This is a genomic window from Bacillus sp. FSL K6-3149, assembly GCF_038630515.1.
Classification (GTDB): Bacteria; Bacillota; Bacilli; order Bacillales; family Bacillaceae; genus Bacillus; species Bacillus pumilus.
Window position 1 is genome coordinate 1,654,180 of sequence record NZ_CP152034.1, and the last position, 25,994, is coordinate 1,680,173.

Sequence of the window (25,994 nt, forward strand, 5' to 3'; positions counted from 1 at the left end):
GAATGGAAGAGTGATTGAACATGATGATTTTCAACTGAAAGCAGCGGCGAAGGAAAGGGTGTTAGAAAGAGCCTACTGGACATCGATCTTATCAGGTGTCCAGCTTGATGGCCGCATTCCTCATACGGTTTCACATGCCAAGCCTGCTGCAATGAACCGATCGCTTCATTCGTCCTTCCCTGTGGCTATGAATCATTCGTTAAAGCAATTATGTGGAGATTCTGATTTGCGCCTGTTTATCGTGCTAACCACAGCAGCTTTTGGCTTGCTTCAACGTTATAGCGGAAAAACTGAGTTGATGGTGACTGTTCCTACAATGGAACAGTCTGCTAATCAATCCGCCATCAATCATATGCTGCCGCTGAAGGCAGAGATTGAGCCTCATATGAGCTTTAGCGCAGGGCTAGAGGCAGTGAAACAATCGTTTCAGGAGGCAGTGCGTCATCAAAACTATCCTGTTTATATTTTAATGGATGAGCTTTGGCATTCAGCAGGAGAAGACAAGAAGCGTGTCAATCTGGCATGTGCATTTGAGACATTGCATGGGCAAGTTGACAGAGAGCAGCTGCATGCGGATGTGCTTATTGTTTGGAAGAAAGAACAAGATCACCTTCATGCTGAAGTTCACTGGGATGCTTCCATTTATGATGACAACATGATGGAGCAGTTCTCCAATCATTTCATGGGATTCACAGAGCAATGTCTCGAAACGTCTGAGCAAACGATGAGCACACACTCATTTTTATCTGATATAGAGAAAAATCAGCTGTTTGATTCGTTTCAAGGGGAGTCGCTCGCTTATCCAGTGGATCGTGATATTGTGTCGTTATTTCAACAACAAGTCCAATTGCATCCAGCGCGAACGGCTGTTGTGTTTGGCACCACCTCCTATACATATGAAGAGGTTGATCATTTATCAGATCGCATTGCGCTTAGACTATCTCAAAGTCAGATAACACGTGAGGCTCCTGTTGGACTCAGAATGTATCGATCTGCTGAACTTGTCATTGCCATTCTTGGCATCTTAAAGGCTGGCTATGCTTATTTACCGATTGATGTTCATCTGCCGATTGAAAGAATTCGGTATATGCTCAAAAACAGCGGCGCTACAGCTATTGTCTCGGATGCAGAAGGACACGAAGGATTGGATGTCGAGGTCCATGTGATTCAAGACATGCTTCAAGAACCATCAATAAAAGAGAATATGACTTGGTCTATCTCGCCTTCGGATATGGCGTATGTCCTGTATACATCAGGTACGACAGGGCATCCGAAAGGTGTCGTTATCGAACATCGTCATGTCATTAATTTGGTATATGGAATGAAAACGCGCTTTTTTGATCTGCTCCCTGATCCTTTGCAAGTAGGGATGCTGGCTTCTCACATTTTTGATGCGTCTGTTCAAACATTGTTTCCGGCATTGCTCCTCGGACATACGCTGCATATTGCCAAAGATGAAGTCCGTATGGATGGGCATGCGTTATGGTCGTTTTACCAAGAACATCACATCCAGCTGTCTGATGTGACCCCCTCTCATTTAAAGCTGATGAACAAGGCAGCAGCGCAATCAAAACAAGACTTGCCAGCGTTGAAGATGATGCTGGTGGGCGGAGAGGTGTTCACAAAAGAGCTGATGGATCAATTTTTACAGCATATATCAGGTGAAAAACCAATCATGATAAATGCGTATGGGCCGACTGAATGTACGGTTCAGTCATCATCCTTTTTGATTCCCCAAGACTGGGATGAGCAAGTCATTCCTATTGGGCAGCCGATGCCGAATGAGCATATTTTCATATGTGACGCGCAAGGAGAGCCAGTTCCGATTGGCGTCTTTGGAGAGTTATATATAGCAGGCGATGGTGTAGGTCGTGGGTACATCAATCACCCTGATCTGAGCAAGGAGAAATTTATCAAAAAACCAGAGCTGAGCAGCGGGATGTTATACGGTACGGGAGATCTTGCAAGATGGCGGTTTGATGGTTTATTAGAATTTGCCAAGAGAAACGACGGTCAAGTGAAAATTAGGGGATATCGAATTGAGCTAGAGGAAATCCGTAGAGCGATTCTTGATGACCCGCATATGCAAGGACTGATTCAAGATGTCATTGTCATTCCTAAGGAAACGCAGGATCAGGACCAATACATTTGCGCATACATGATGGCAAAACAAGTGATAGATCAGCGTGCGCTTCGTCAGTCTTTAAGTGAAAGATTACCAGGTTATATGGTGCCGAGACATGTCATCCAAATAGAGCAATTTCCTTTGAATCTATCAGGGAAATTGGATATCCAAGCACTACCGAATCCAGAAGATCAGCTGTCAAACAATCAAGAGCCTGTGACCATTCAAGCACATAATGAAACAGAGCAGAAGCTTGTTCGCATTTTCGCCTCTATTTTACAAGTCCCTGCTTCGCAGATTCGTATAGATGAACCGTTTTTTGACTTAGGCGGGAACTCTTTTAATATCGTTGAGTTGTCCAATAAAGTGAAAGAGGAATTTCAGCAGGAACTGACAGTGATGGAGCTGTTCCAATATACAACTGTTTCGCAAATAGCTACGCAATTAAAAAACAAAGCATCAGGGCAAGAGAAACAGATCGAAGATGATGGAGAAAATGAAGCGGATGACTTAGAAAGTGCCGCTCAACTGTTAGGCGGGATGATAGATGAGTAAGTTCACAGGATTAGAGGTTGCAGTGGTTGGGATGGCCTGCCGTTTTCCCGGAGCAAAGAATATTCATCACTTTTGGGACAACCTTGCAAATGGAAGAGAGTCCATTACGTTCTTTTCGAAGGAAGAGCTGCTTGAGGCAGGGGTTGAGAAAGAAGCATTGGATCATGAGCAATATGTACGTGCCAAAGGAGCAGTTGATCAGCATGATCATTTTGATGCAGATTTCTTTGGTTATTCACAGCGTGAAGCAGAAGTAATGGATCCGCAAATCCGCATGTTTCATGAGGTGGCGTGGGAATCTCTTGAAGATGCAGGCTATAACCCTGAAACCTATCAGGAACCGATTGGTTTATTTGGAGCCGCTTCTGCTAATTTATATTGGCAAGCTGCTTCCATGCTGATGAGAACGAATCACTCATCCGAACAATTTGCGGCTGTTCAGTTAACAGATAAAGATTTCATGAACACAAAGGTATCTTATAAATTGAATTTGAAGGGGCCGAGCGTAGCTGTTGATACAGCTTGTTCTTCCTCTTTGACTGCCATTCATATGGCGGCGCGTGCCCTGATTACTGGAGAATGTAAAATGGCACTCGCCGGCGGCGTCACCATTACGACCCCTCACAAAAAAGGATACATGTATCAAGAAGGCATGATCATGTCGCCAGATGGGCACTGCCGGGCTTTTGATGAACAGGCAGAAGGCACTGTTGGCGGTGAGGGCTGCGGTGTTGTTGTGCTCAAATCATTAAAGCAGGCACTAAAAGATAAGGACCATATCTATGGCGTGATTAAAGGGTCAGCCTATAACAATGACGGCGGGCGGAAGGTTGGCTACACAGCACCAAGCATAGAAGGACAAAGCGAAGTGATTAAAAAGGCACTCAACATCAGTCGTGTAGAAGCTGAGAGTATTTCTTATATTGAAGCACACGGCACCGGTACAACTCTTGGGGATCCGGTTGAAATTGAGTCACTAAAGAAAGCCTTTCAAACGGATAAAAAGCAGTTTTGTGCGATTGGGTCTGTGAAAACAAATATTGGTCATCTTGACTCAGCCGCAGGGATTGCAGGTTTTATCAAGACAACGCTTAGTCTGTACCATCAGACGCTGCCGCCTAGCCTTCATTATAAAAAACCGAATCCGAAAATTGATTTTGAATCAAGTCCATTTTATGTCAATACAACACCCGTACCATGGATGAAAACAGAGCAGCCGCTGCGTGCCGGAGTTAGTTCGTTTGGAGTCGGTGGAACGAATGTACACCTGATCATGGAAGAGGCACCCGCCGCCGACAAACCGTCAGTAGAAAGAGATCATGAACTAATGGTGATTTCTGCAAGATCGAAGCAGGCGGTTCAAAAATCTGCTGAACAAATGACATCTTATTTAAAAGAACAAAAGCGTGTCACATTATCCGAGGCTGCCTTTACCCTGCAAGAGGGAAGAAAGCATTTTCCTTATCGACAAGCTTTTCTTGCAGGGCCTGACCGCACATTCCAGTCAGCCGGACAGCCGCAAAAGGCCTTTCAACAGCCGGCAGTTGTCTGGATGTTTTCTGGACAAGGTGCTCAGTATGTGAATATGGGCAAGGATTTATATGAGAAAGATCCTGAATTTAAACAAACGCTTCAGAAATGTTTTGCCATCATTTTATCTTTATCAGGTGTTGAGATCGAGAACGTGTTATACCCAACAACCGAAGAAGAGTTCATAAAAGCAGAACAGCTCATGCAGCAAACATCATATACACAAATCATCTTGTTTAGTTTTGAGTATGCGCTCGCATCGAAGCTGATGGGACTAGGCATACGTCCGCATTATTTCATTGGTCATAGTATTGGAGAAATAACAGCTGCCTGCGTGGCCGGTATTATTCACCTTGAAGATGCAATCCGTATCGTTTTAAAAAGAGGCAGTTTGATGCAAAAAATGCCTCGGGGTGAAATGGCCGGAGTGTCACTCTCTGCCGAAGAGATTGAACATGATCTTCCTGAGGGTGTCGAGCTTTCTGCGGTGAATAGCTCACAATTATCTGTTGTTTCCGGTCCTCCAGAACGGTTACAGATCTATCTCGAACAAGCTGAAAAAAGAGGAGCTTCTGTCCAAACATTGAAAACCTCTCACGCCTTTCATACGAGTATGATGGCTGAAGCGTCCGTACAGTTTAAGAACGCTCTCTCAGAGATCACCTATCAGCAGGGCGAGGTTCCGATCCTTTCGAATGTGACAGGAAGCTGGTTAACAAATGAGCAAGCCTCATCGCCTGATTACTGGGCATCTCATATCAGGCAGCCTGTTTTATTTAGTCAAGGATTAGAGACGTTACTTGGACTTGGTGAAGTGGTTTTCATTGAAGTGGGACCAGGTCATACGTTGACTCAATTTGTGAGACGACATGATGACTATGATGTGAACAAAGCAGCGGCTTGTTCATTGGTGAGACATCCAAAAGAACAAGGTGCTGATGATGAATATATGAAAAAGGCTATAGGGAAGCTGTGGAGTTTTGGAGTGGAACCGAACTGGAGCGCTGTCAGAAAAGAAAAGACCCCATATCGAGTGTCACTGCCAACATATCCATTTGAGCATCAAATATTCCCCTCTCCGCAGTTTAAAGCGGATCAGCTGATGAGCAATTTAGCACCATCAGAAATGGGGGAGACACTCTCCGCTGATTTTCAAGACTGGTTTTACATTCCGGTATGGGAGCGCTCTGCACCTGTACTAAAAGAGCAGCATCATCAAGGGAAGCGTATCTTGATTTTTGAGAAAAATGGTCATATTGCCGCTTATTTGAAAGAGCGGCATGCAGAGGTTGTCAGCGTCTGTCAAAGTGATCATACGATCAAAGAAAATGACCAGGTGATGAAGGCTGACGTTCATATGCTGTCACACTTAGAGTGGGTGATGGCTGAACTGCAGCAATCTGGATTTATACCGGAAGAGATCATCTGGATGCATGATGAACTAACAGAAGATACAGGTGATCAGCCGAACTACTTATCTGTACTTGATCTCGTCAGGCTGATCAGTCAGCATCATAACACAACCATCCGTCTTCATCTTGTGACAAATCAAGCGCATGATGTTATCGGGATGGAGAAGGTCAATCCTCTTCAAGCAACATGTACTGGATTAGCTCTGACCATTCCTCAAGAATATCAGCATATTGCGTGTCAGCACATTGATTTATGTCAGGAAACAAAGGCGGACTGGCCGCTATTTCTTTCATATGAGGTTGCAATGCACGATCAAGAGGCAGTCGTGGCGTATCGGGGGAACAGTAGGTGGGTTCGAAAAGCTTCAAGTACACCTTTAAGCAAAGAGGAATCGTCCACACAGCCTATCAGGACTCATGGTGTTTACCTCCTGACCGGCGGTATGGGAGGCATTGGTTTCACACTAGCTCAACATTTAGCAGAAACGTATCAAGCAAAACTTGTGTTCCTCAGCCGATCACAAATACGTGAACGCTCTGCATGGCATGAACTGCGTGATGCGGATGGGAAAGAAGCTGAAACCGTGAAAAAGCTGATGACTCTTGAAGAGTTAGGAGCTGATGTACTAACTGTACACGGTGATGTGTCAGATAAAGACGCCGTGCAGAAAGCGATCCAGCTGGCTCATACATCATTTGGTGATTTACATGGTGTCATCCATGCGGCAGGAGAGGCAGATGGGAAGATCATCCAAGCAAGAACAGCAGACGATGAAATTCGCATGTGTCTGCCAAAAATCAACGGGACCTATGTGCTGGATGAAGCACTCCAGGATGAAACGCTCGACTTCTTTTTACTTTGTTCATCCCTAGTGTCCTTTCTTGGAGCGGCTGGACAAGTGGCTTATGCCGCTTCCAATGCTTTTATGGACAGCTTTGCTCATGAGAAGAGGCAGGAAGGAAAGCCAGTGATTTCTTTAAACTGGGATCGATGGGAAAAAGTCGGTATGGCACACAACTCAGCATTAGCGGCCAAAGTCAATGACATGATGACGCTCGAGGAGCAGGCGGGAATTTCACCAGATGAAGGAATCAAGGCCTTTCAGGAAGTGCTGCGTTTAGATTATCCGCAAATTCTTGTTTCTGTTCGAGACATGGGTGAGAGAATGAAACACCGATTAACACCTATGCAGCAGGAAGAAGAGTCGACTCAACAAATATCGCAGGTCATAGATGATCGTCTAGAAGCATCATTGTGTGATGTACTCAGCTCCTTTTTTCCTCATGAACCGGATGTGAATGAGAACTTCTTTGAAATGGGTGCGACATCCCTTGATTTACTGCAGATGAGCGGTCATATTAAATCAATTTATGGTATAGAGGTTCCAGTGGTCATGATGTATAGTCATCCAACGATTGCGTCATTGGCTGCAGAACTGAAGAAGATACATGGAGTGAAGGAAGAAAAGCAAGCTGTCACTGAGTCATCTAATCTCCGCAAACAGGCGATGGCAGATGGGAAGAACCGCCGTAAACAGAGATTAAAACGAAAATAGATGGGAGAAATGCAGCGTATGTCTGATCAAGAGCAATGGAGCGAATCTGGACTTGAAATTGCAGTTGTAGGATTAGCAGGTACGTTTCCCGAGGCACCGAATGTGCAAGCGTTTTGGGAAAATGTATCGCAAGGGAAAGAATCCGTTACGTTTTTCACTGATGAAGAATTAAAGGCAGCGGGTGTAGATGAAACGCTGCTAAAACGTTCTGATTATGTCAAGGCAAAGCCATATTTACAGCATGCATCATCATTTGATGCAGACTTTTTTGGCTACTCTCCGCGAGAGGCATCTATTATGGACCCGCAAATTCGATTGATGCATGAATGCACATGGCATGCGCTAGAGGATGCAGGCTATGAGCCCGAGCAATACGAAGGATTAATTGGACTTTATGCCGGCGCATCTAGCAATCTATCGTGGATGGGGCAGCATATGTCGTCACTTGCAAAGAACGAAGATGTGTTTCAAATCATGCATCTCAATGACCCATCCTTTGCTTCTCGGATTGCCTATAAATTAAATCTAAAAGGTCCAAGCGTATCGGTGCAAACGGCTTGCTCCACATCGCTTGTTGCTATCCATATGGCCTGCCAAGGATTAATCGGCGGTGAATGTGACCTTGCGTTAGCAGGAGGTGTCACACTCCATCAGCCGCAAATCACAGGCTATCAATACCAAGAAGGAATGATTTATTCTCCTGATGGTCATTGCCGTCCGTTTGATGAAAAAGCAAAAGGAACCATTTTTGGTGAAGGTGCAGGCGTTGTTGCGCTAAAACGATTAAAAGATGCGATAGAAGATGGAGATTTTATTTATGCTGTCGTAAAAGGATCTGCAACGAACAATGATGGGAGCAATAAAGTCGGTTATACAGCCCCAAGTGTGAGTGGACAGGCAAGTGTCATTGAATCTGCGTTAGAAATGGCTGAGACAGAACCAGAGACGATTTCTTATATCGAAGCGCATGGAACGGGGACGCCTGTTGGAGATCCGATTGAGATTGAGGCGCTTACCCGTGCTTTTCAAACAGATCAACAAGGCTATTGCCGAATTGGATCAGTCAAAGCCAATATTGGGCATTTAGATGCCGCAAGCGGTGTAGCTGGTTTTATCAAAACAGTCATGATGCTACATCATCGTCAATTTGCCCCGATGCCGCACTTTGAGAAACCGAATCACCGCATTTCTTTTGATCAAACCCCATTTTATGTTGGGACAGACAAAGAGGAGTGGAAGACATCTCAATTGCCAAGGAGAGCGGGTGTCAGTGCCTTTGGTATAGGGGGAGCAAATGCTCATGTCATCTTAGAAGAGGCAAAGCCGAGAAAAGCAAACAGCAACGCCTCGTCCAAAGAATTAATCGTGCTGTCAGCTAGATCAACGCATGACATGAAGAACGTGACAAAAAACTTAAAGGAATATGTCTCCTCACATCCTGATCTCTCACTTGGTGAAGCAGCTTATACCTTACAAAGTGGAAGAAAGGCTTTCAAATATCGAAAGGCGTTTGTCTGTTCCACGCGGGATGAATTATTAGAGCAGCTGCAATTGCTGAATGAAGAGACAGCAGGCAGAGAAAGTCATTTTTATAAACGGATCAGCATGAAGCTGACGGGGTATCATGAGTCAGGTTTACGTGATTACATCGAGCTGTATGAGAAAGATTCTTCTTTCAAAATAGAAGTGGATCGAATCATAAGCCTCGTCCAATCCGCGGTACCTATCAAAAAAGATGAGCTGTTCCATCCTAAACAAAGCAGTCAATCAGAAGTGGCGATGCTGATCATGACATCGGCTTTTGCCAACATGGTAAGATCACTCGGAATTGAACTAGATGGATGGGGTGGAGAAGGTAGCGGCGTCTGGACAGCTTTATATGCAGCAGGCGGCCTTGAGCTAAACGATGCGGCATCTATTGTGTACCATCTTCATGATACCGAGACGGTTAATCAAAGGCTGGCTTCCCTGCCTCAGAGGACACTCCAAGAGCCTGTTTACTTGCAGCAAACTGGGGAGGAACTAACCACTTTCGATCCATCGTCTGTAAAGGGTCTTCTTACTATGGATCAGCCTGTAAAATCACCAATAGTTGAGCAAGAATCACCAGCTTTGATCATTGACCTTTCAACGAAACAAGGGATTGTAGTTGAAAAGGGAGCAGAAAAAACAACCGAACCACTTGATGGAGACATGCTTCAAATCGCAGGTGTTCTTTGGGAAATGGGGGTCGGCTTAGCTTTCCCAATAACAGATGAGAAGAACAGACAGCGTATTCCGCTACCTGGGTACCCATTTCATAAAACTGATTTCTCTGCACAAACAAATACGATGGCAGCCATTGAACCGCAAAAGCCGCAGAATGAACAGCGTGTCTTTGCTTCACTCGCTTCTTTACAAAAAGACATTCATGACATTGTGCAAACTCATTTTGGGTTTGATCAAATAGATGATGAATCGCCATTTTTTGAATTTGGTGCGACATCCCTTGATATTTCTCAGCTTGCAGCGAAAATATCTGAGCATGTGGACAAGCAAATTGACACTGTGCAATTGTATCGGTTTGCGACAGTGGCAAGTCTTGCTGAATATTTGTTTGAAGAACAGTCAGAACAGATTCAAACGCCTGCTTCTCGCCAAGTAAAAAACACGTCCCAGGAGCAAACGGATATTGCGATTGTCGGAATGGCTGGAAGATTCCCGGGAGCTTCATCGCTAGAAGACTTTTGGCAGCGTCTTGTGAATGGCGAGGAAATGATTCACTTTTTCACAGAAGAAGAGCTCAAGAAAGCAGGGCTGGATGCGTCTGTCTACCAGCATCCGAATTTCATTGGAGCAAAAGGTCGTTTACAAGAAATCGAAGGCTTTGATGCAGACTTCTTCAACTATTCTGCTAGAGAGGCAGAGCTAATGGATCCGCAGTTCAGGCTCTTACATGAATGTGCTTGGGAAGCGCTGGAGGATGCTGGCTGTGACCCTGATCGAATGGCAGGGAAAATTGGCGTTTATACAGGAACGAGTCCAAATCATGAGTGGCTGACGCGCTTTGCCCATCAAATGGAAGCAACTGAGCAATTCAGCGCCATGCTGTTAAATGATCGTGAGTTCTTTAGTACACAGCTTTCTTATAAATTGAATTTACACGGGCCTAGTGTGACCATGCAAACAGCTTGTTCGACCTCACTTGTCAATATTGGCATGGCCTGTCAAGCATTATTGAATCAAGAATGTGATGCAGCACTGGCAGGCGGTGTGACAGTTAGTTCTCCAGAAAATATCGGCTACATCTATCAAGATGGGATGATTCAATCAAAGGATGGACATTGCCGACCGTTTGACCAAGAGGCGAGCGGAACCATTTTCGGAGATGGAGCGGGGATTGTTCTGCTAAAACGTTATGAAGATGCGATGAGAGACGGTAACCCGATTCATGCGGTCATCAAAGGGGTTGGTGTGAACAATGATGGCAGCCGAAAAGCTGGTTTTACCGCTCCGAGTGTGGAAGGACAGGCAGAGGTTTTAAAAGAAACGTATGAAAAATCAGGTATCGACCCCGCGTCCATTGGTTATGTAGAAGCTCATGGTACGGGGACAAACATGGGAGATCCAATTGAGGTATCTGCTCTTAGTCAAGTGTTCAAAGGGACAGATCCGCTGACGATTCCGATCGGTTCTGTGAAAAGTAATGTCGGACACTTAAATAGTGCGGCAGGGATTGCAGGTCTGTTTAAAGCCATTTTGGCTCTCCAGCATAAAACGATTCCGCCAACCATTCATTATGAATCACCCAATCAGGAGATTCCTTTCAAAGATACACCGTTTTATGTGAATCAAAAGGCGTTGTATTGGAAGGAAGCAGATGGTCCGAGAAGAGCGGGAGTTAGCTCTTTCGGTATCGGCGGAACGAATGCCCATATGATCATAGAAGAGGGCATACAGGCGAAGCAGAAGCCAGCTTCTAACCAAAAGCAGCTGCTCGTCTTATCTGCAAAAACAGATACTGCTTTGGCGGAAATGACAGAGCGATTAAAGCAGTATGTGATCCAGCATCCTCAAGTCCCGCTTGAAGATATTGCTTATACATTACGGTATGGCAGAAAGCAATTTCCATACCGAAAAGCGATCGTACTCGCGTCTGCTGATGAATGGATGCAGCAGAAACAGCTTGAAACGAGTGTGTTCCGAAGCAAAAAATGGCGTAAAGCGACCTTTATGTTTTCGGGTCAAGGCGCTCAGTATGCTGGTATGATGCGCGGATTATATGATGCAGAGCCAGTGTTCAAATGGGAAGTAGATAGATGCTTTAAATATGTAATGGAAACGGAGCAAGTGGATTTAAAGAGCATTGTTTTTTCCGAGAATGAAACGAACGAAGACATCACAAAAACGTCAAATGCCCAGCCGCTTCTATTTATATTTGAGTATGCATTAGCCAAATTGCTTCAGCATAGCGGTGTTGAGCCAGAATCAATGATTGGACACAGTATCGGCGAATACGTTGCCGCTTGTTTGTCAGGGGTCTTTTCTCTCGAGTCTGCATTAACACTCGTGATGGCAAGAGGAAGATTGATGCAAGACATGGAAAAAGGCACGATGCTTAGTGTGCAATTACCCGAGGCGGAGCTCATCTCAATGATCGATGAATCGCTTTCTGTTGCTGCTGTCAATGCAAAAGACCTTTGTGTCGTTTCTGGAAGAGAAGAGCATATCGCTGCATTTGAAAAGAAACTGCAAGACAAAGGAATTATCACAAGACAGCTCCATACTTCTCATGCCTTTCATTCCTACATGATGGAGCCGATGCTTGAGGCGTTTCAACAATTCGTAGAGAAAGTAGAATTGCACGAGCCGGCAATTCCGTTTATATCGAATGTGACAGGCACCTGGGCGACAAGCGAAGAGGTGATGACAGCATCTTATTGGACGAACCACCTGCGTGGAACCGTTCGTTTTCATGAAGGTCTATCTCAGCTGTTAACCGATGAAGTACGAGCACTCATTGAAGTTGGACCTGGAAACAGCTTGACGGCATTAGCGAAACGTCATGAAAACAAAGAGTCTCATCATGATGTCCTGAATATGGTGAGGCATACGAGAGAACAAGCGGATGACCATGCATATTTCTTAAAGAGAATAGGAGAGCTATGGGCAGGGGGCTACGAGGTCAAAGCGCAGCAACATCCAACTCAAGAGGAACGTCAGCTCGTATCGCTACCGACCTATCCATTTGAGCGGAAACGATATTGGATTGAAGCAGGAAAGCCCGCGTCTCCGCAGCTATCCGCGCCTAAGGAAACGAAGAAAAAAGAGATGGAAGAATGGTTCTACCTGCCTTCATGGGAGCAGCAGCCGCTAAAACCAGTTTTCAAAAAAGAAACAGAAGAACAAACGTGGCTCATTTTCAAGGAACAGGATGCTTTTCATGAACTGTTTACCCATTCATTTACGCAACAAGGTATCAAGGTCATTTCTGTCACAAAGGGTGAAGCTTATCAAGAGCAAGATCAGTCGTTTACGATCAATCCGGCAGAAGGCCAGCACTACCGAAACATGCTAGATTCATTGTCTAATAGGGGCATCAATATTCAGCGGATTCTGCATTTATGGGAAGCTGCGAAAGAAAATGACAACTCGAATCGTCAAGCCGCTTTTCAGGCGCACATTGAAAAAGGCTATTACAGCTTAATTTTCTTATCTCAAGCGATTGCTGCCCAAAAAAATATTCGAGAATGCCGTCTGTTTACGATCACTAGCGGAATTCAGCCAGTTACAGGCAATGAGACGATATGTGCAGAGAAAAGTGCAATGCTTGGACCATGTAAAGTCATTTCACAGGAATACCATCATATTAAGTGCTGGAATATCGATGTGGAAGACGTGCCAGAAGTCATGTCTTGGAAGGAACAAGTCCTTGTCGATCTTATTTTGCAGGAAATCATGCAGCCTGGAAAGGACCAGCTTGTGGCGTATCGTCATCGAAAGCGCTGGGTGCAAAGCTACAAGCATTTGCCGCTGCAAAAAGAAGATGGACTTCCGAAGATGATCAGGCCAAATGGTGTTTATTTGATCACAGGAGGTTTAGGCGGTATTGGATTTGTTCTATCAAAGATGCTGGCAAAGGAAGGAAATGTACATCTTTATTTAACTGGCAGAACGGCATTGCCGCCAAGAAATGAATGGGCGTCATATGTTCAACAAGCAAATGCCGATGAAGCGCAGCGCACGAGAATTGAGAAGGTGCTTGAGCTCGAACGATTAGGTGCAACAGTAGAAGCGGTGCAGGCGAATGCAGGAGATCTGGATCAGATGAAACATGTATTTGATGCCATTCGCAAAAAGCATGGCGGCGTTCATGGTGTATTCCATGCAGCAGGATTACCAGGAAGTACATCCTTCCGTGCAATCAAAGATATCCCTTCTACACTGGCGCAGGGAGAGGATCAATTCCAATCAAAGGTGAAAGGGCTCGATGTGCTAGAGCAGCTGCTGGAACAAGAACAAGCAGACTTTTGTCTTCTCTTTTCTTCCATTAGTGCATTGCTTGGGGGCTTAGGATTCTCTGCTTACTCAGCGGCTAACTTATATATGGATGCATTTGCAGCTAGACTTAATCAACATAGTCAAACCCCGTGGATGTGTGTGAACTGGGATGCGTGGAATTTCTGGGGTGAGCTAGAATCCACAATAGGTGAATCGATCAATGAGCTTGCGATTTTACCAGAAGAGGGTGCTGAGCTGTTCCAGTATGTTCTGTCTAGCCGGCAGAATCGACACATGCTCGTGTCTACAGGAAATCTTGATGAACGGATAGATCAATGGCTGTCACTAGAGCCTAAGGGCGCAGCGGATGAGGATTCGTATGAAGTGTCTAAGCACGAAAGACCAGAGCTGGGCAATCCATATGTGGCGCCTCGAAATGAAACTGAAAAAGCGATCTGCCAAGTATGGCAGGATTTTATGGGCATGGAACAAGTGGGCATTCACGACAATTTCTTCGATCTCGGCGCAAGCTCACTGGATATTGTCCAAGTCACCAATCGGTTAAATCAAGCACTTCAAACAAATGAAGCGGTTGTGACGTTGTTTACGTACCCTTCTGTTGCAGAGCTTGCGAAATATATCCAGCCTTCTGAGGACTCGAAGGAAGAAGCGATGGAAGAAGAACTAGCCGTCGTCACTTCAGGTGATCGAAGAGCTCGTTTTAAACAGCAACGGAATAAAAGATTGAGAGGCGGAATCGAGAATGAATGATACAACGAATCACTATCATGGCGCAGAAATTGCTGTTATCGGTCTTGCAGGTCGTTTTCCAGGGGCCAAAAATGTAGATGAGTACTGGGAGAATCTGAAAAAGGGAAAAGAAACAATCTCCTTTTTTACAGAAGAAGAATTACGGCGTGAAGGTACAGATGAAGCTTTATTAAAAAATCCCCGTTTTGTTAAAGCAAAAGGGATGCTAGATGATGTTGATTTATTTGATGCAGATTTCTTTGACTATACACCAAAGGAAGCGGCCATGATGGACCCGCAGTTTAGACTGTTTCATGAATGTGTGTGGACAGCGCTTGAAGACGCTGGGTACGATCCGTTTGAATATAAAGGGCAAATCGGTCTTTATACAGGTGCAGGGATCAATACAGAATGGGTTATGAGAGCACTTCAAGGGGCGGCTCAAGGTGAGGATTCGAAAACACTGGAAGCTGCTGTTCTGAATATGCGTGATTATTTAGCGACAATGATTTCATATAAATTAAATCTGAAGGGACCGAGTATGGTGGTGCAAACCGCCTGCTCGACCTCGATGGTGTCGATTCATTTAGCCGTTCAGGCTTTATTAAGCGGCGACTGTCATATGGCTGTTGCAGGTGGCGTGTCCATTCGTCTGCCGCAAAAATCGGGCTATCTGTATCAAGAAGGCATGATCCATTCATCTGACGGGCATTGCCGCGTCTTTGATAACAAAGCCGATGGAACCGTTTTTGGTGATGGTGCAGGAGCCGTTATTTTAAAAAATTTAGAGGATGCCATTGAAGACGGCGATCACATTTATGCTGTCATCAAAGGGTCATCTATTAATAATGATGGAAATAGAAAAGTAGGATATACAGCGCCGAGTACGAAAGGTCAAGTTTCAGCGATTAAGACAGCACTTCGAATGGCTGAGGTGGAACCTGAAACCATTTCGTACATTGAAGCACATGGAACTGGGACAACCCTCGGAGATCCGATCGAAATTGAAGCGCTCAAGCAAGCATTTGATACAGATAAAAAAGGCTTTTGCCGCATTGGCTCTGTCAAATCAAATGTTGGTCATCTGAATGATGCATCAGGTGTCGCGGGCTTTATTAAAACCGTTTTAAGCTTAAAGCATCAAGTGATTCCGCCGACCATTCATTTTGAAACGCCAAATGAAAAAATTGAATTTGCCAATTCGCCTTTCGTTGTAAACACAGACTTGACGCCATGGAGCACGCAGGAATCTCCTCGCCGAGCAGGTGTAAGCTCATTTGGGATAGGTGGAACAAATGCTCATGTCATTTTAGAAGAAGCACCTGCTACACGTGTTGCCGCTGATAGCCCTGAGGATAGTGAACTTCTTTTATTATCTGCCAAAACACCAGCAGCTCTTGAAAAAATGACGGATCGCCTTGCGGACTACTTACTTCAGCATCAGCAGCATGTTCGTCTAAGTGACGTTGCCTATACGCTGCAAACAGGGCGCCATCATTTCCCGCATAAACGTGTCATTCTTGGAAGTAACACGGCGGATATGTTACAGGCGCTGAATCAAAGGTCAAAAGAGGTGGTCAAGACGGCCAGCTCCCAAACATCGAGCCGTCCAGTCGTCTTTCTTTTCCCAGGCCAAGGATCTCAGTATGTAGACATGGGGCGTCAGCTTTATGACAAATATCCAGTCTTTAAAGAAGCGCTGGATCAATGCTTGAATCAATTCAAACAGCATGTCTCAGTTGACCCATTTCGTATTTTATTCTCAACAGAAGCAAGTGATGATCGTCAGCTGATCAATCAAACAGAATATACGCAGCCGCTTCTGTTTAGTGTGGAATATGCTTTGGCTAAATTGCTGATTCATTTTGGCGTCAAACCGCAGGCACTGATCGGTCACAGTATTGGAGAATATACGGCTGCTGCGGTATCTGGTTTACTATCTGTTGAAGATGCTGTAGATCTTGTGGCTTATCGCGGACAGCTCATTAGCCAGCTTCCAAAAGGCTCTATGCTGAGTGTTCCTTTGAGTGAACAGAACGTGCTGCCATATTTAACAGATGATCTTTCACTTGCAGCAGTAAATGGTCCTGAATTGTGCGTAGTGTCAGGTGAGACCGTAGCCATTGATGCACTTGCTGAGAAGCTGGAGGCTGCTGGACATGGGTGCAGGAAGCTTCACACCTCTCATGCCTTCCATTCTAAAATGATGGATGACATCCTGCCATCATTTAAAGAAAAGGTCGCCGAGTATCAATTGAATGCGCCGTCTATCCCGTATATTTCTAACGTCACAGGTACGTGGATTGACCATGAAGCAGTGCAAGACCCGGCATATTGGGCTAATCATTTGCGGCAAGCGGTTCGTTTCCGTGATGGAGCAGAGATGTTATTAACGGAGCTTGATCCTATTTTCGTTGAAGTCGGGCCGGGGAATACGTTAAGTGCCTTTATTCGCCAAGCTTCAAAGGAACATCATCAGCAGCCGATTCCATTGATGCGTCATCCAAAAGAAGAGGCAGCCGACGACCGCTACCTGCTGGGAAGATTGGGTGACATCTGGCTTCAAGGGGTGCCGGTTGACTGGACAAAATTGCGAAATCAGACATTAAATCAAAAAGTATCCTTGCCGACCTATCCGTTTGAACGACAACGATATTGGATTGAAAAGGTAGATACATCTGCATTATCTTCATCCTCAGGTGTGCAAATGGTGGTGCCAAAGGATAACAAAGGGCAGGAAATAGAAGAAAACAATCAAGTCCATGCCGCCGCATCGAATGACATTGAGGCAACGTTACAGCGGATGTGGAAAGACATTTTAGGAATTGAAAAAGTGGAAAGAGACGACCATTTCTTTGAGCTTGGCGGACATTCGTTAAATGCCACCGGTCTGATTTCTCAAATTCACAAAGAGTTTGGTGTAGAGCTAACGCTCACAGACATGTTTAACAATCCGACAATTGAAAAGCTCCAAGCATTCATCGAAAAGGCAGAGAAGCATCAATATTTCAAGATTGAACCAGTCGAAAAGAAAGACACATATCCATTATCTGCTGCTCAAAGACGGACATTCCTCATTCATCAGCGTATTGGTCAAGTGACCTCTTACAACATGCCGATGGCACTGAGATGTAAAGGGGAAATTGTCGTCGAGCGCTTTGAGCAGACCTTCAAGCAATTAATTGATCGTCATGAAACCTTGCGAACGACCTTTGAATTAAAAGATGGTGAACCAGTTCAGCGTGTCCATGATGACTTCCAATTTGCTGTTGAATTGACAGAGGCTGATGAAGAAGGATTAGAAGCACAAATCGATGAATTCATTCGTCCATTTGATTTAAAGGCTGCACCATTGATCCGTGTGCGTTTTGTGAAAATCGCAGCTAACGATCACCTCTTATTAGTCGATATGCATAATATTGTGGCGGATGGAGCGAGCATGAACATCTTTATTAAAGAATTTACTGAGCTCTATCGAGGGGAAACTTTGCCGGAACTCACTGTTCAATATAAAGATTATGCAGAATGGCAAGAAAAATATTTCCGTAGCGAGATGTTTCAAAAGCAGCAGGATTATTGGAAGCAGCAAATTGGCTCAAATGTGCCAACTTTGACAATGCCATATGATTTTGAACGGAAGGAACAATCCTTCTTAGGAAGAGCGATCAAATTCAATATTGAACCGCACATCGTTGAGAAAATTGAACAGCTTGCTGAACAGTATCAGCTGACAAATAACGTTATCTTGTTCCAGCTCTATGGGCTACTGCTCTCACGTTATGCAGATCAAGAGGAGCTGATTGTCGGTTCACTTGTGGCTGGACGGCGTCATGCAGATATCGAGCATACAATTGGCATGTTTACAAACTTCCTGCCAATTAAACTAGACATGGTACAAGAATCAACCTTTACAGAGCAACTGGCGCAGACAAAGCAAGTATTGCTGGATGCGTATGACCATCAAGAGTACCCATTTGACCAAATGGTTGAGCATCTGAATCCAAAAACAAGACCGCATCGCAATCCATTCTTTGATACAATGCTCATCTACCATAATGAGTACGATCCGAATATTAAAATCGAAGCCGATGGACTAACCTTCGAAACACATGAGTTTGCAAAGGGAATATCCAAACTCGATATGAAAATGGATGTTGTCAGAGAAGTAACGGGGGAGTTAAAGTGCGTCCTTCAATACAATCTTGCGCTGTTTAAACATGAGACAATGCAAGCGTTCGTCAAGCACTTCGAGCACTTGGTCGAACAGGCTGTTCAAACACCTGATCAACTGCTCAAGGATTTCGATGTGCTTACAGAGGAAGAAGAACAGGCAGCAAAGGAGAAAAGGGAGCGTGCAGAGGAAAAAGCACCGCTCGTACTTACAGTTAGCTCGACATTTACAGCAGATCCAATCGCACCTTACATTCAGTACTGGACCAAGCAGTTTGATGTGCAGCTTGATGTTCAATTTGCACCGTATGGGCAGGTATATCAGGAATTACTAAATGAGCGCAGCCTTATCTCACAGAAGAAAAACGGTGCGAACCTTCTGCTCATTCGATTAGAGGATATCACGGGTCCAGCTCATCTTTCACTGGAAGAAAAGAAAAAACTGGCTGCAGAGCATGCTGAAGAACTTGCAAACGTTCTGAAATCAAAAACGAAACATAACCTATATTTTGTTGGGATTCTGCCGATAAGTGCTGCTCTTAAAGACACGCTGCAAGATGTGGAACGAGAGTGGATTGCTCAATTATCTGAGATAGACGGTGTTCAATTAATCGACTGCCGTCAGCTTGCGAAGCACTATCAGATAGATGACATCTTTGATGCAAAAGGAGAGCAAGCCGCACATCTCCCATTCACTGAAGTCTTTTGTGGAGCCATCGGTACAAAAGTCGCACGCGAGTTCATTGCATGGCAAGGTGCACCATTTAAGGTGGCGGCCATTGATTGTGATCACACGCTTTGGAGAGGTGTCGTTTCAGAAGACGGTATAGAAGGCATCGATATTACGCCAGAACATCAAATGCTTCAGCGCTTTTTAAAACAAAAGCAAAAAGAAGGTCTCCTGCTTGTCTTAAGCAGCAGGAATAATGAAGAAGATGTGTGGCGCGTGTTTGAAAACCACCCAGATATGATCCTGCAAAAAGATGATATTGTCGACTGGCGGATCAATTGGGAAAGTAAACCGGCACATCTCAAAGAGATGGCAGATTCACTGAATCTTTCATTATCTCAGTTTATTTTCTTAGACGATGATCCTGCTCAGTGCTTGCGTATGAATGAAGAGCTACCTGAAGTGATGACACTGCTACTACCTGCCAATGAAAAAGCGATCCCATTATTCGCTCAGCATGCTTGGGCATTTGACCGCTATGATGTCACAGATGAAGATAGAGGACGAACAACGAGCTACAAGGCTGAAAAAGCTCGTCAAAAAGAGAAAGCAGAATCGCCGTCAATGGAGCAATTTTTACAAGATTTGAATTTGAACATGAGTGTAACAAAGTGGGGAGAAAAGCACCTTGCCCGCGTGGCGCAAATGAGCAGTCGCATTAACCAATTCCGCTTAAATGATCAGCGCTTTGATGAACAGCAGCTGAGAGAGCGGATGGAAAATGAGCATGTTCAGGGCTGGATTATCGAGGCAGCGGATCGCTTCAGTCATGAAGGAATTGTAGGGGCGATCTTGGCTCATCATGCAGGCGACACCTTGATCATTGATGCATGGATGCTAAGCTGCCGTGCTCTAGGGAAAGGGATTGAGCAAAAATGTCTGACATGGCTCGCTGAATATAGCCGTCAGCACCAGCTTTCTTCTATTGAATTCACATTTGCATCGACTGGACGTAATGAGCTATTCAAGTCATTTATGAAAGAAAACAAGATGCAGGAGATGGGGGAGCAGCAAACATACCGGATACAAGTGGAAGAAATCGGTTCACTGAGCGATCACATTCAGATCGTCGACCACCTGTCACCTCGTCAGCACCCGGCTGAAGAAATAGAGGGTCAAAGGGTGGAGACAGCAAGTCATTCAGCTTCTGAAGGTTACACATGGGAAACGGTTCAAACAGATCAAACGCTGCACAGCGGGTATGTAAAAGCCCTTAAGGTACATGATCAAGAAGGTCTTCGTTCATTATTAAAGACGGAACTAACGCAGGATCAGGGACTTTACGCACAGCCAACCAATGAACGCGAGGCATTGCTTCTTGAGATTTGGTGTGACATTCTTCATGTGGAAAAAGTAGGAATTGACAACGACTTTTTCGATTTAGGAGGAAATTCTTTACTTGCTGTCAAAATGGAAGTAGAGATTGAAAAGAAGGGTTGGTATGTTGATGATTTGAATTTTGCTGAAAAACACACCATTCGAGAATTAGCAAAATATATGAAGAGGGAGAATCAGCATGCATAAAGATGTAAAAGCCATATATGAAGAATCAAAAATTTTAGATGAGGCCACTCATTTATACGGAGTCCAGCGAAGTGACATCCACTTTATCGCAGATGCAGAAAACTATGTGTATGAACTTAAAAAAGACGGAGAGTTTTTCATTTTAAAAATTACCCATACCATCCGCAGATCACCTGATTATATTTTAGGTGAAATGGAATGGCTCCATCACTTAGCGAAGGGCGGACTTTCGGTTGCAAAACCAATTGCTTCATTAAATGGCCGTGATATCGAGCAAGTAGACGATGGGCAAGGCGGTTCATTTTTACTGCGGGTCTATGAAAAAGCACCGGGTCATAAAGTCGAAGAGGCAGACTGGAATGATGAATTATTTTATGCCCTTGGACAGTACACAGGCCGCATGCATAAACTGACAAAAAGCTATCAGCTGTCAGATCCGCGATATAAAAGACAAGAGTGGGATGAAGAGGAGCAGCTTAAATTACGTAAGTATGTCCCAGCCGATCAGACGCTTGTATTCGAACAAGCGGATCGGTTGATGGAAAAGCTGGCAAAGCTTCCGAAAAATCAGGATACGTACGGATTGGTTCATGCGGATCTTCATCACGGAAACTTCCACTGGGATCAAGGCAAAATTATGACCTTTGATTTCGATGATATCGGGTACAACTGGTTTATGAATGACATTAGCATTTTGCTATACAATGTGTTGTGGTACCCAGTCATTCCATACGAAGACAAAGCAGCTTTTGCAGGAAACTTTATGAAGCAGTTCCTTAAAGGCTATCGTGAAGAGAATGAGCTTGGGGATGAGTGGCTTGCCCACATTCCTGACTTCCTTCGCTTACGTCACGTGCTAATCTATGGCTTGCTGCATCAAGCATTTGATTTGGCTACCATCGGAGAAGAAGAGAAGGCCATGCTCGCTAGCTTCCGCTCCGACATTGAGCAAGCAGCACCGATTACGACGTTTGACTTTACAAAGCTAAGTCAATCTTAAAATCAAAATCCCCGCCTATGTGATGAGGCGGGGATTGTTTTTTTATGGGCGATAGGTGGACGGTGATTCAATGATATGAAACAGGTTCTTTCCTTGCTTTGTATTATCGATCCAGCCTTGAAATGCTGCTTTACCAGGTCCATATGCATAGACAGGGACATCCTCACCTGTATGAGCAAAGGTTGTCCAGCCTGAGAAAGAACGCTGATCAAAGATGTGTTGAATGCTGAGTTGAATTGTACTGGCCTTCCCTGATTGTGCCGCTTTCTCCACCTGTGAGATTTCCTCATTTGTGAGCGAGAAATCAATATGGGTGTGAAGGACATCACGTACCGATTGTCCGCCTGCGATTTTCTTTGCCATATACACAGGTGTTTTCTTAGCAGCTAAAATAGGTGCTGGGTCCCATTTATAGCCAGTTTCACTTGTCATGCCGTCTGCACCAAACGAAAAGCCGCCAGTCGCATGATCTGCTGTGATGACAACGAGTGTTTCTTGATCCTTTTTAGCGAATTGAAGAGCCGCTTGGACTGCTTCCTCAAAATCCTCCATCTCACTCATTGCGCCGACCACATCATTTTCATGTCCAGCAGAATCAATGGTACTACCTTCAAGCAGCATGAAAAACCCATGCGAATTGTCTTGATTTAATTGGGCTAATGCTGACTGCGTCATGGCTTTTAAAGTAGGCACATGCTTTGGACGATCGATGGCTCGATCCAGCTCGTCCTCCTGGAATAAGCCGAGCATTTTCGAAGATGATTGGGAGGTTAAATCATCTTTTGACCTTAGTATGGAATAACCGCTCTTCTCAAATTCTTTCACAAGATCACGGTCTTTTCGGTCAAAATATTGCATGCCGCCACCTAGAAGGATATCAACTTTGTGCTCTCCGCCTATTTTCTCATCATAAAAGTGGTCTGCAATTTGTTCTTTGTTTTTTCGGGAGACGTTATGTGTGCCAAAAGCGGCAGGTGTAGCATCGGTGATGTCAGATGAGACAACAAAGGCTGTTTTCATTTGTGCTTCCTTTGCTGCTTCAACGACACTTCTAAGAGGTTCTTTTTCTTGGTTGACGGCGATGGCATCATTGTATGTCTTTTTTCCAGTCGCCATGGCCGTGGCTGCGGCAGCTGAGTCGGTAATATTATCTCGAGGATCATCTGGGTGTGTGGTCTGCATCCCGACTAAATACGGGTCCCAGACGGTTTGTGCTTTTGGAGAACCAAGCTTTTCCTGCTTGAATGTGCGGTAGGCTTTGATCACGGGCATCCCCATTCCATCGCCAACGATAAAAATAACATTTTTTGGTGTTTTCGTTTGTTTCTTGTCTGCTGCATTTGTTGAGACGGGAGTGACATAATGTGAGGTCAATAAAGCAGCGAATACGAGTACCGCTAGAATCCCACTCATAAGAAAAATACGTTTTTTACGATCCATAGAGCCCATGAAAAATCCCCTTTTATCATTTATTTCATAATTTGTATTTTATTTGAATGAGGGCAATGGTTCAACCCCTTTTCCCATAAAAAAAGGGATGAGACTTTTGCCTCATCACCTTTTATACCGTATCACACTTGACGCCAACGACGCCTTCTAGATCTTTAATATCAAAATACACATCGGTTGTATAGCGATCTTTATGCACGCGTACACGTACTTCCATAATCGGATAGTTCTTTTCTGTTAAATCATCAATACGAACAGAATGAATGCGAATGTTGAGGGCTTTCATTTCTTTTAAAATATCCGTCATACGGTTTCGATCAGAAAGAGACATTCTGATGCGGATTTCTTTTTCCTGTAAGCGAATCGGTCCGATCCGCTGGAAGAGCCATGGTAGAAATTCGACACTAACCAGAATAAAGAAAAGACTGAGGAAGGCTTCTTTATAAAATCCTGCACCTGTTGCAACCCCAAGTCCTGCTGCTCCCCAGATCATCGCAGAAGTCGTAAGACCTGAGATGACATCATTGCTTTTTCGCAGAATCACACCTGCTCCAATAAAACCAACACCAGATATAATTTGCGCCGGTAACCTGAGTGGGTCCATTTGAAGCCTAGAGACTCGAGGGAAATTGTAGGCTGCATCAATGCTGATGATGGTTAACACGCAGGAGCTGACAGCAATGACAATACACGTTTTTAAGCCGAGTGGCTTTTTCTTCAGCTCGCGTTCAAGCCCAATAATCAAACCGATTAAGGTGGCCACGGCTAATTTTAAGACTGTATCCCATTCAATTGTCCAAAACATGCGTATCGCTCCTTCACTTCATGTACGTTTCACATCATGTATATGATCTTCTCACAGCCCATATGGCTGCACAACTCTTATTTTATTCAGAATCGGAAGAAAGAAAAGCTTTTTATTTAATTTAAAAAGAGAGTCATCCGCATAAGGCAGACGACCCTTCATGTTCTTTATTTTGTTTCTTCTTCAAGATGATTTTCCATTTTGTTAAATAGCTGTTTTGATGCTTTTGACGGCTTACTTGTCAATAAGCTCACAATAATGGCAGCTAATCCACTTAACGTAAAGCCAGGAATCATTTCATAAATACCTGTTGCATGGTTAAGGCCTGTCGTGATCCATGTGAGAACGACTATCGCCCCAACAATCATCCCGACAAGGGCACCATGATGATTCATTCGCTTCCAGTATAGGCAAAGTAAGATGACTGGACCGAATGAAGAACCAAATCCAGCCCACGCATAACCGACAAGGTCAAGAATGGTATCACTTGGATTAAGTGAAAGGCAAAGGGCAATTACAGCGACAACGAGTACAGACATACGGCCAATCATCACGAGCTCTTTATCAGATGCTTTTTTTCTAAAGAACGTTCTGTATAAATCCTCTGTCATCGCACTTGCTGTGACAAGCAGCTGAGACGAAATTGAACTCATAATCGCCGCTAAAATGGCAGAAAGTAAAAATCCAGTGATATATGGATGGAACAGCACCTTAGAAAAGACGATAAAGATCGTTTCAGGGTCAGCAAGGTTCATACCCGTTTCATGAACATAGGCAACACCGACTAAACCGACAGATAGTGAACCAATTACTGAAATAATCATCCAGCTCATTCCGATGCGGCGTGCTGGTTTTAAGTCTTTGACGGACGTAATCGCCATAAAGCGCACGATAATATGCGGCTGTCCAAAGTAACCTAGTCCCCAAGCGAGGAAGGATATAATGCCAATGACGCTCGTTCCTCTAAAAATATCAAGCAATTTAGGATCAATCTGTTGAATATCTTGGAATGTGGCAACAGGTCCACCTAATTGTGTAAAGGCAACGATCGGCACGAGCACTAATGCTAAAAACATGATAGCTCCTTGGACAAAGTCCGTTAAGCTCACTGCCAGGAATCCACCAAACAATGTATACAAAATAACAATACTTGACGTCAAAATCAGTCCAAACATGTAGTGTGCACCAAATGCTGACTCAAATAAACGTCCGCCTGATACCATCCCAGACGATGTATACAGCGTAAAGAAAATTAAAATGATGACAGCTGATACAGCTTTTAATAAAGAAGATGATCCTTTGAATCGTTTATCAAAGAAATCAGGAATTGTAATGGCATCATCAGCAATTTCTGTATAAGAACGTAAACGGGGTGCAAGAATGAGATAGTTTAAGTAAGCACCGACGATGAGACCAATCGCAAGCCAGGTAGTCGATAAACCTGTTTTATACATTTCACCTGGTACACCCATCAGCATCCAGCCGCTCATATCCGCAGCACCTGCTGAAAGAGCTGTAACGAATGGACCAAGTCCGCGTCCACCAAGCATATAATCATTTAAATCATGTGTTTTCCTGAATGCATACCAACCGATGGCAAGCATCCCGATAAAATAAATAGATAAGGAAATTGTAACTTCAATACTCATTTTGTGTTCTCACCTTTTTCGTATAAATTTGACATCACCTCAATCAAAATATCCAGAAGTGTCAGGGCTAGTTTTTTGATTGAATGCCCTTCTCACTGCTATGGTTACTTAACCTAACAGAGTATTCCCAAGTGATCAACCTTCTTAAACCTCCTCATTTTGAAGAAAAAATGGACAGATCGGTGATACGAATCAGTTTGTATACGCTTACAAAAGTAAATAAAAGTAAAAATTTTCTGAAAATAAAAGGTGGTCTGCA

Annotated in this window: 8 protein-coding genes; 5 read left to right on the forward strand and 3 right to left on the reverse strand. The window is 44.2% G+C overall.

Going from position 1 to position 25,994, the window contains the following annotated elements; all coding sequences use genetic code 11:
* Positions 1 to 10: 10 nt before the first annotated feature.
* The 5 genes from MHB83_RS08380 to MHB83_RS08400 are packed head-to-tail and all read left to right on the forward strand — an operon-like array spanning position 11 to position 21,832.
* Positions 11 to 2,680 carry a non-ribosomal peptide synthetase gene (locus MHB83_RS08380; RefSeq protein ID WP_322000428.1) on the forward strand — a complete coding sequence of 890 codons (2,670 nt, stop codon included), beginning with the start codon at positions 11 to 13 and terminating at the stop codon, positions 2,678 to 2,680.
* Positions 2,673 to 7,178, forward strand: coding sequence for a type I polyketide synthase (locus MHB83_RS08385; protein ID WP_342496803.1), 4,506 nt, complete (start codon positions 2,673 to 2,675; stop codon positions 7,176 to 7,178). The genes MHB83_RS08380 and MHB83_RS08385 overlap by 8 nt, the downstream gene beginning before the upstream one ends.
* A gap of 18 nt (positions 7,179 to 7,196) precedes the next feature.
* Positions 7,197 to 14,429, forward strand: coding sequence for an SDR family NAD(P)-dependent oxidoreductase (locus MHB83_RS08390; protein ID WP_342496804.1), 7,233 nt, complete (start codon positions 7,197 to 7,199; stop codon positions 14,427 to 14,429).
* Positions 14,422 to 20,832, forward strand: coding sequence for an HAD-IIIC family phosphatase (locus tag MHB83_RS08395; RefSeq protein ID WP_342496805.1), 6,411 nt, complete (start codon positions 14,422 to 14,424; stop codon positions 20,830 to 20,832). The genes MHB83_RS08390 and MHB83_RS08395 overlap by 8 nt, the downstream gene beginning before the upstream one ends.
* Positions 20,825 to 21,832 (forward strand): phosphotransferase enzyme family protein, encoded by a 1,008-nt coding sequence (locus MHB83_RS08400; RefSeq protein WP_342496806.1) that lies wholly within the window; start codon positions 20,825 to 20,827, stop codon positions 21,830 to 21,832. The genes MHB83_RS08395 and MHB83_RS08400 overlap by 8 nt, the downstream gene beginning before the upstream one ends.
* 42 nt (positions 21,833 to 21,874) lie before the next feature.
* On the opposite strand, the gene MHB83_RS08405 is transcribed toward MHB83_RS08400, so the two are convergent.
* From MHB83_RS08405 to putP, 3 genes are all read right to left on the reverse strand, one after another.
* Positions 21,875 to 23,281, reverse strand: coding sequence for an alkaline phosphatase (locus MHB83_RS08405; RefSeq protein WP_339161428.1), 1,407 nt, complete (start codon positions 23,279 to 23,281; stop codon positions 21,875 to 21,877).
* 112 nt (positions 23,282 to 23,393) lie between these two features.
* Entirely contained in the window at positions 23,394 to 24,092 is a 699-nt protein-coding gene (locus MHB83_RS08410) for an MgtC/SapB family protein (protein ID WP_170966033.1), read from the reverse strand.
* A 161-nt stretch (positions 24,093 to 24,253) separates the two neighbouring features.
* Positions 24,254 to 25,735 (reverse strand): sodium/proline symporter PutP, encoded by a 1,482-nt coding sequence (gene putP / locus MHB83_RS08415; RefSeq protein WP_126741168.1) that lies wholly within the window; start codon positions 25,733 to 25,735, stop codon positions 24,254 to 24,256.
* Positions 25,736 to 25,994 lie beyond the last annotated feature (259 nt).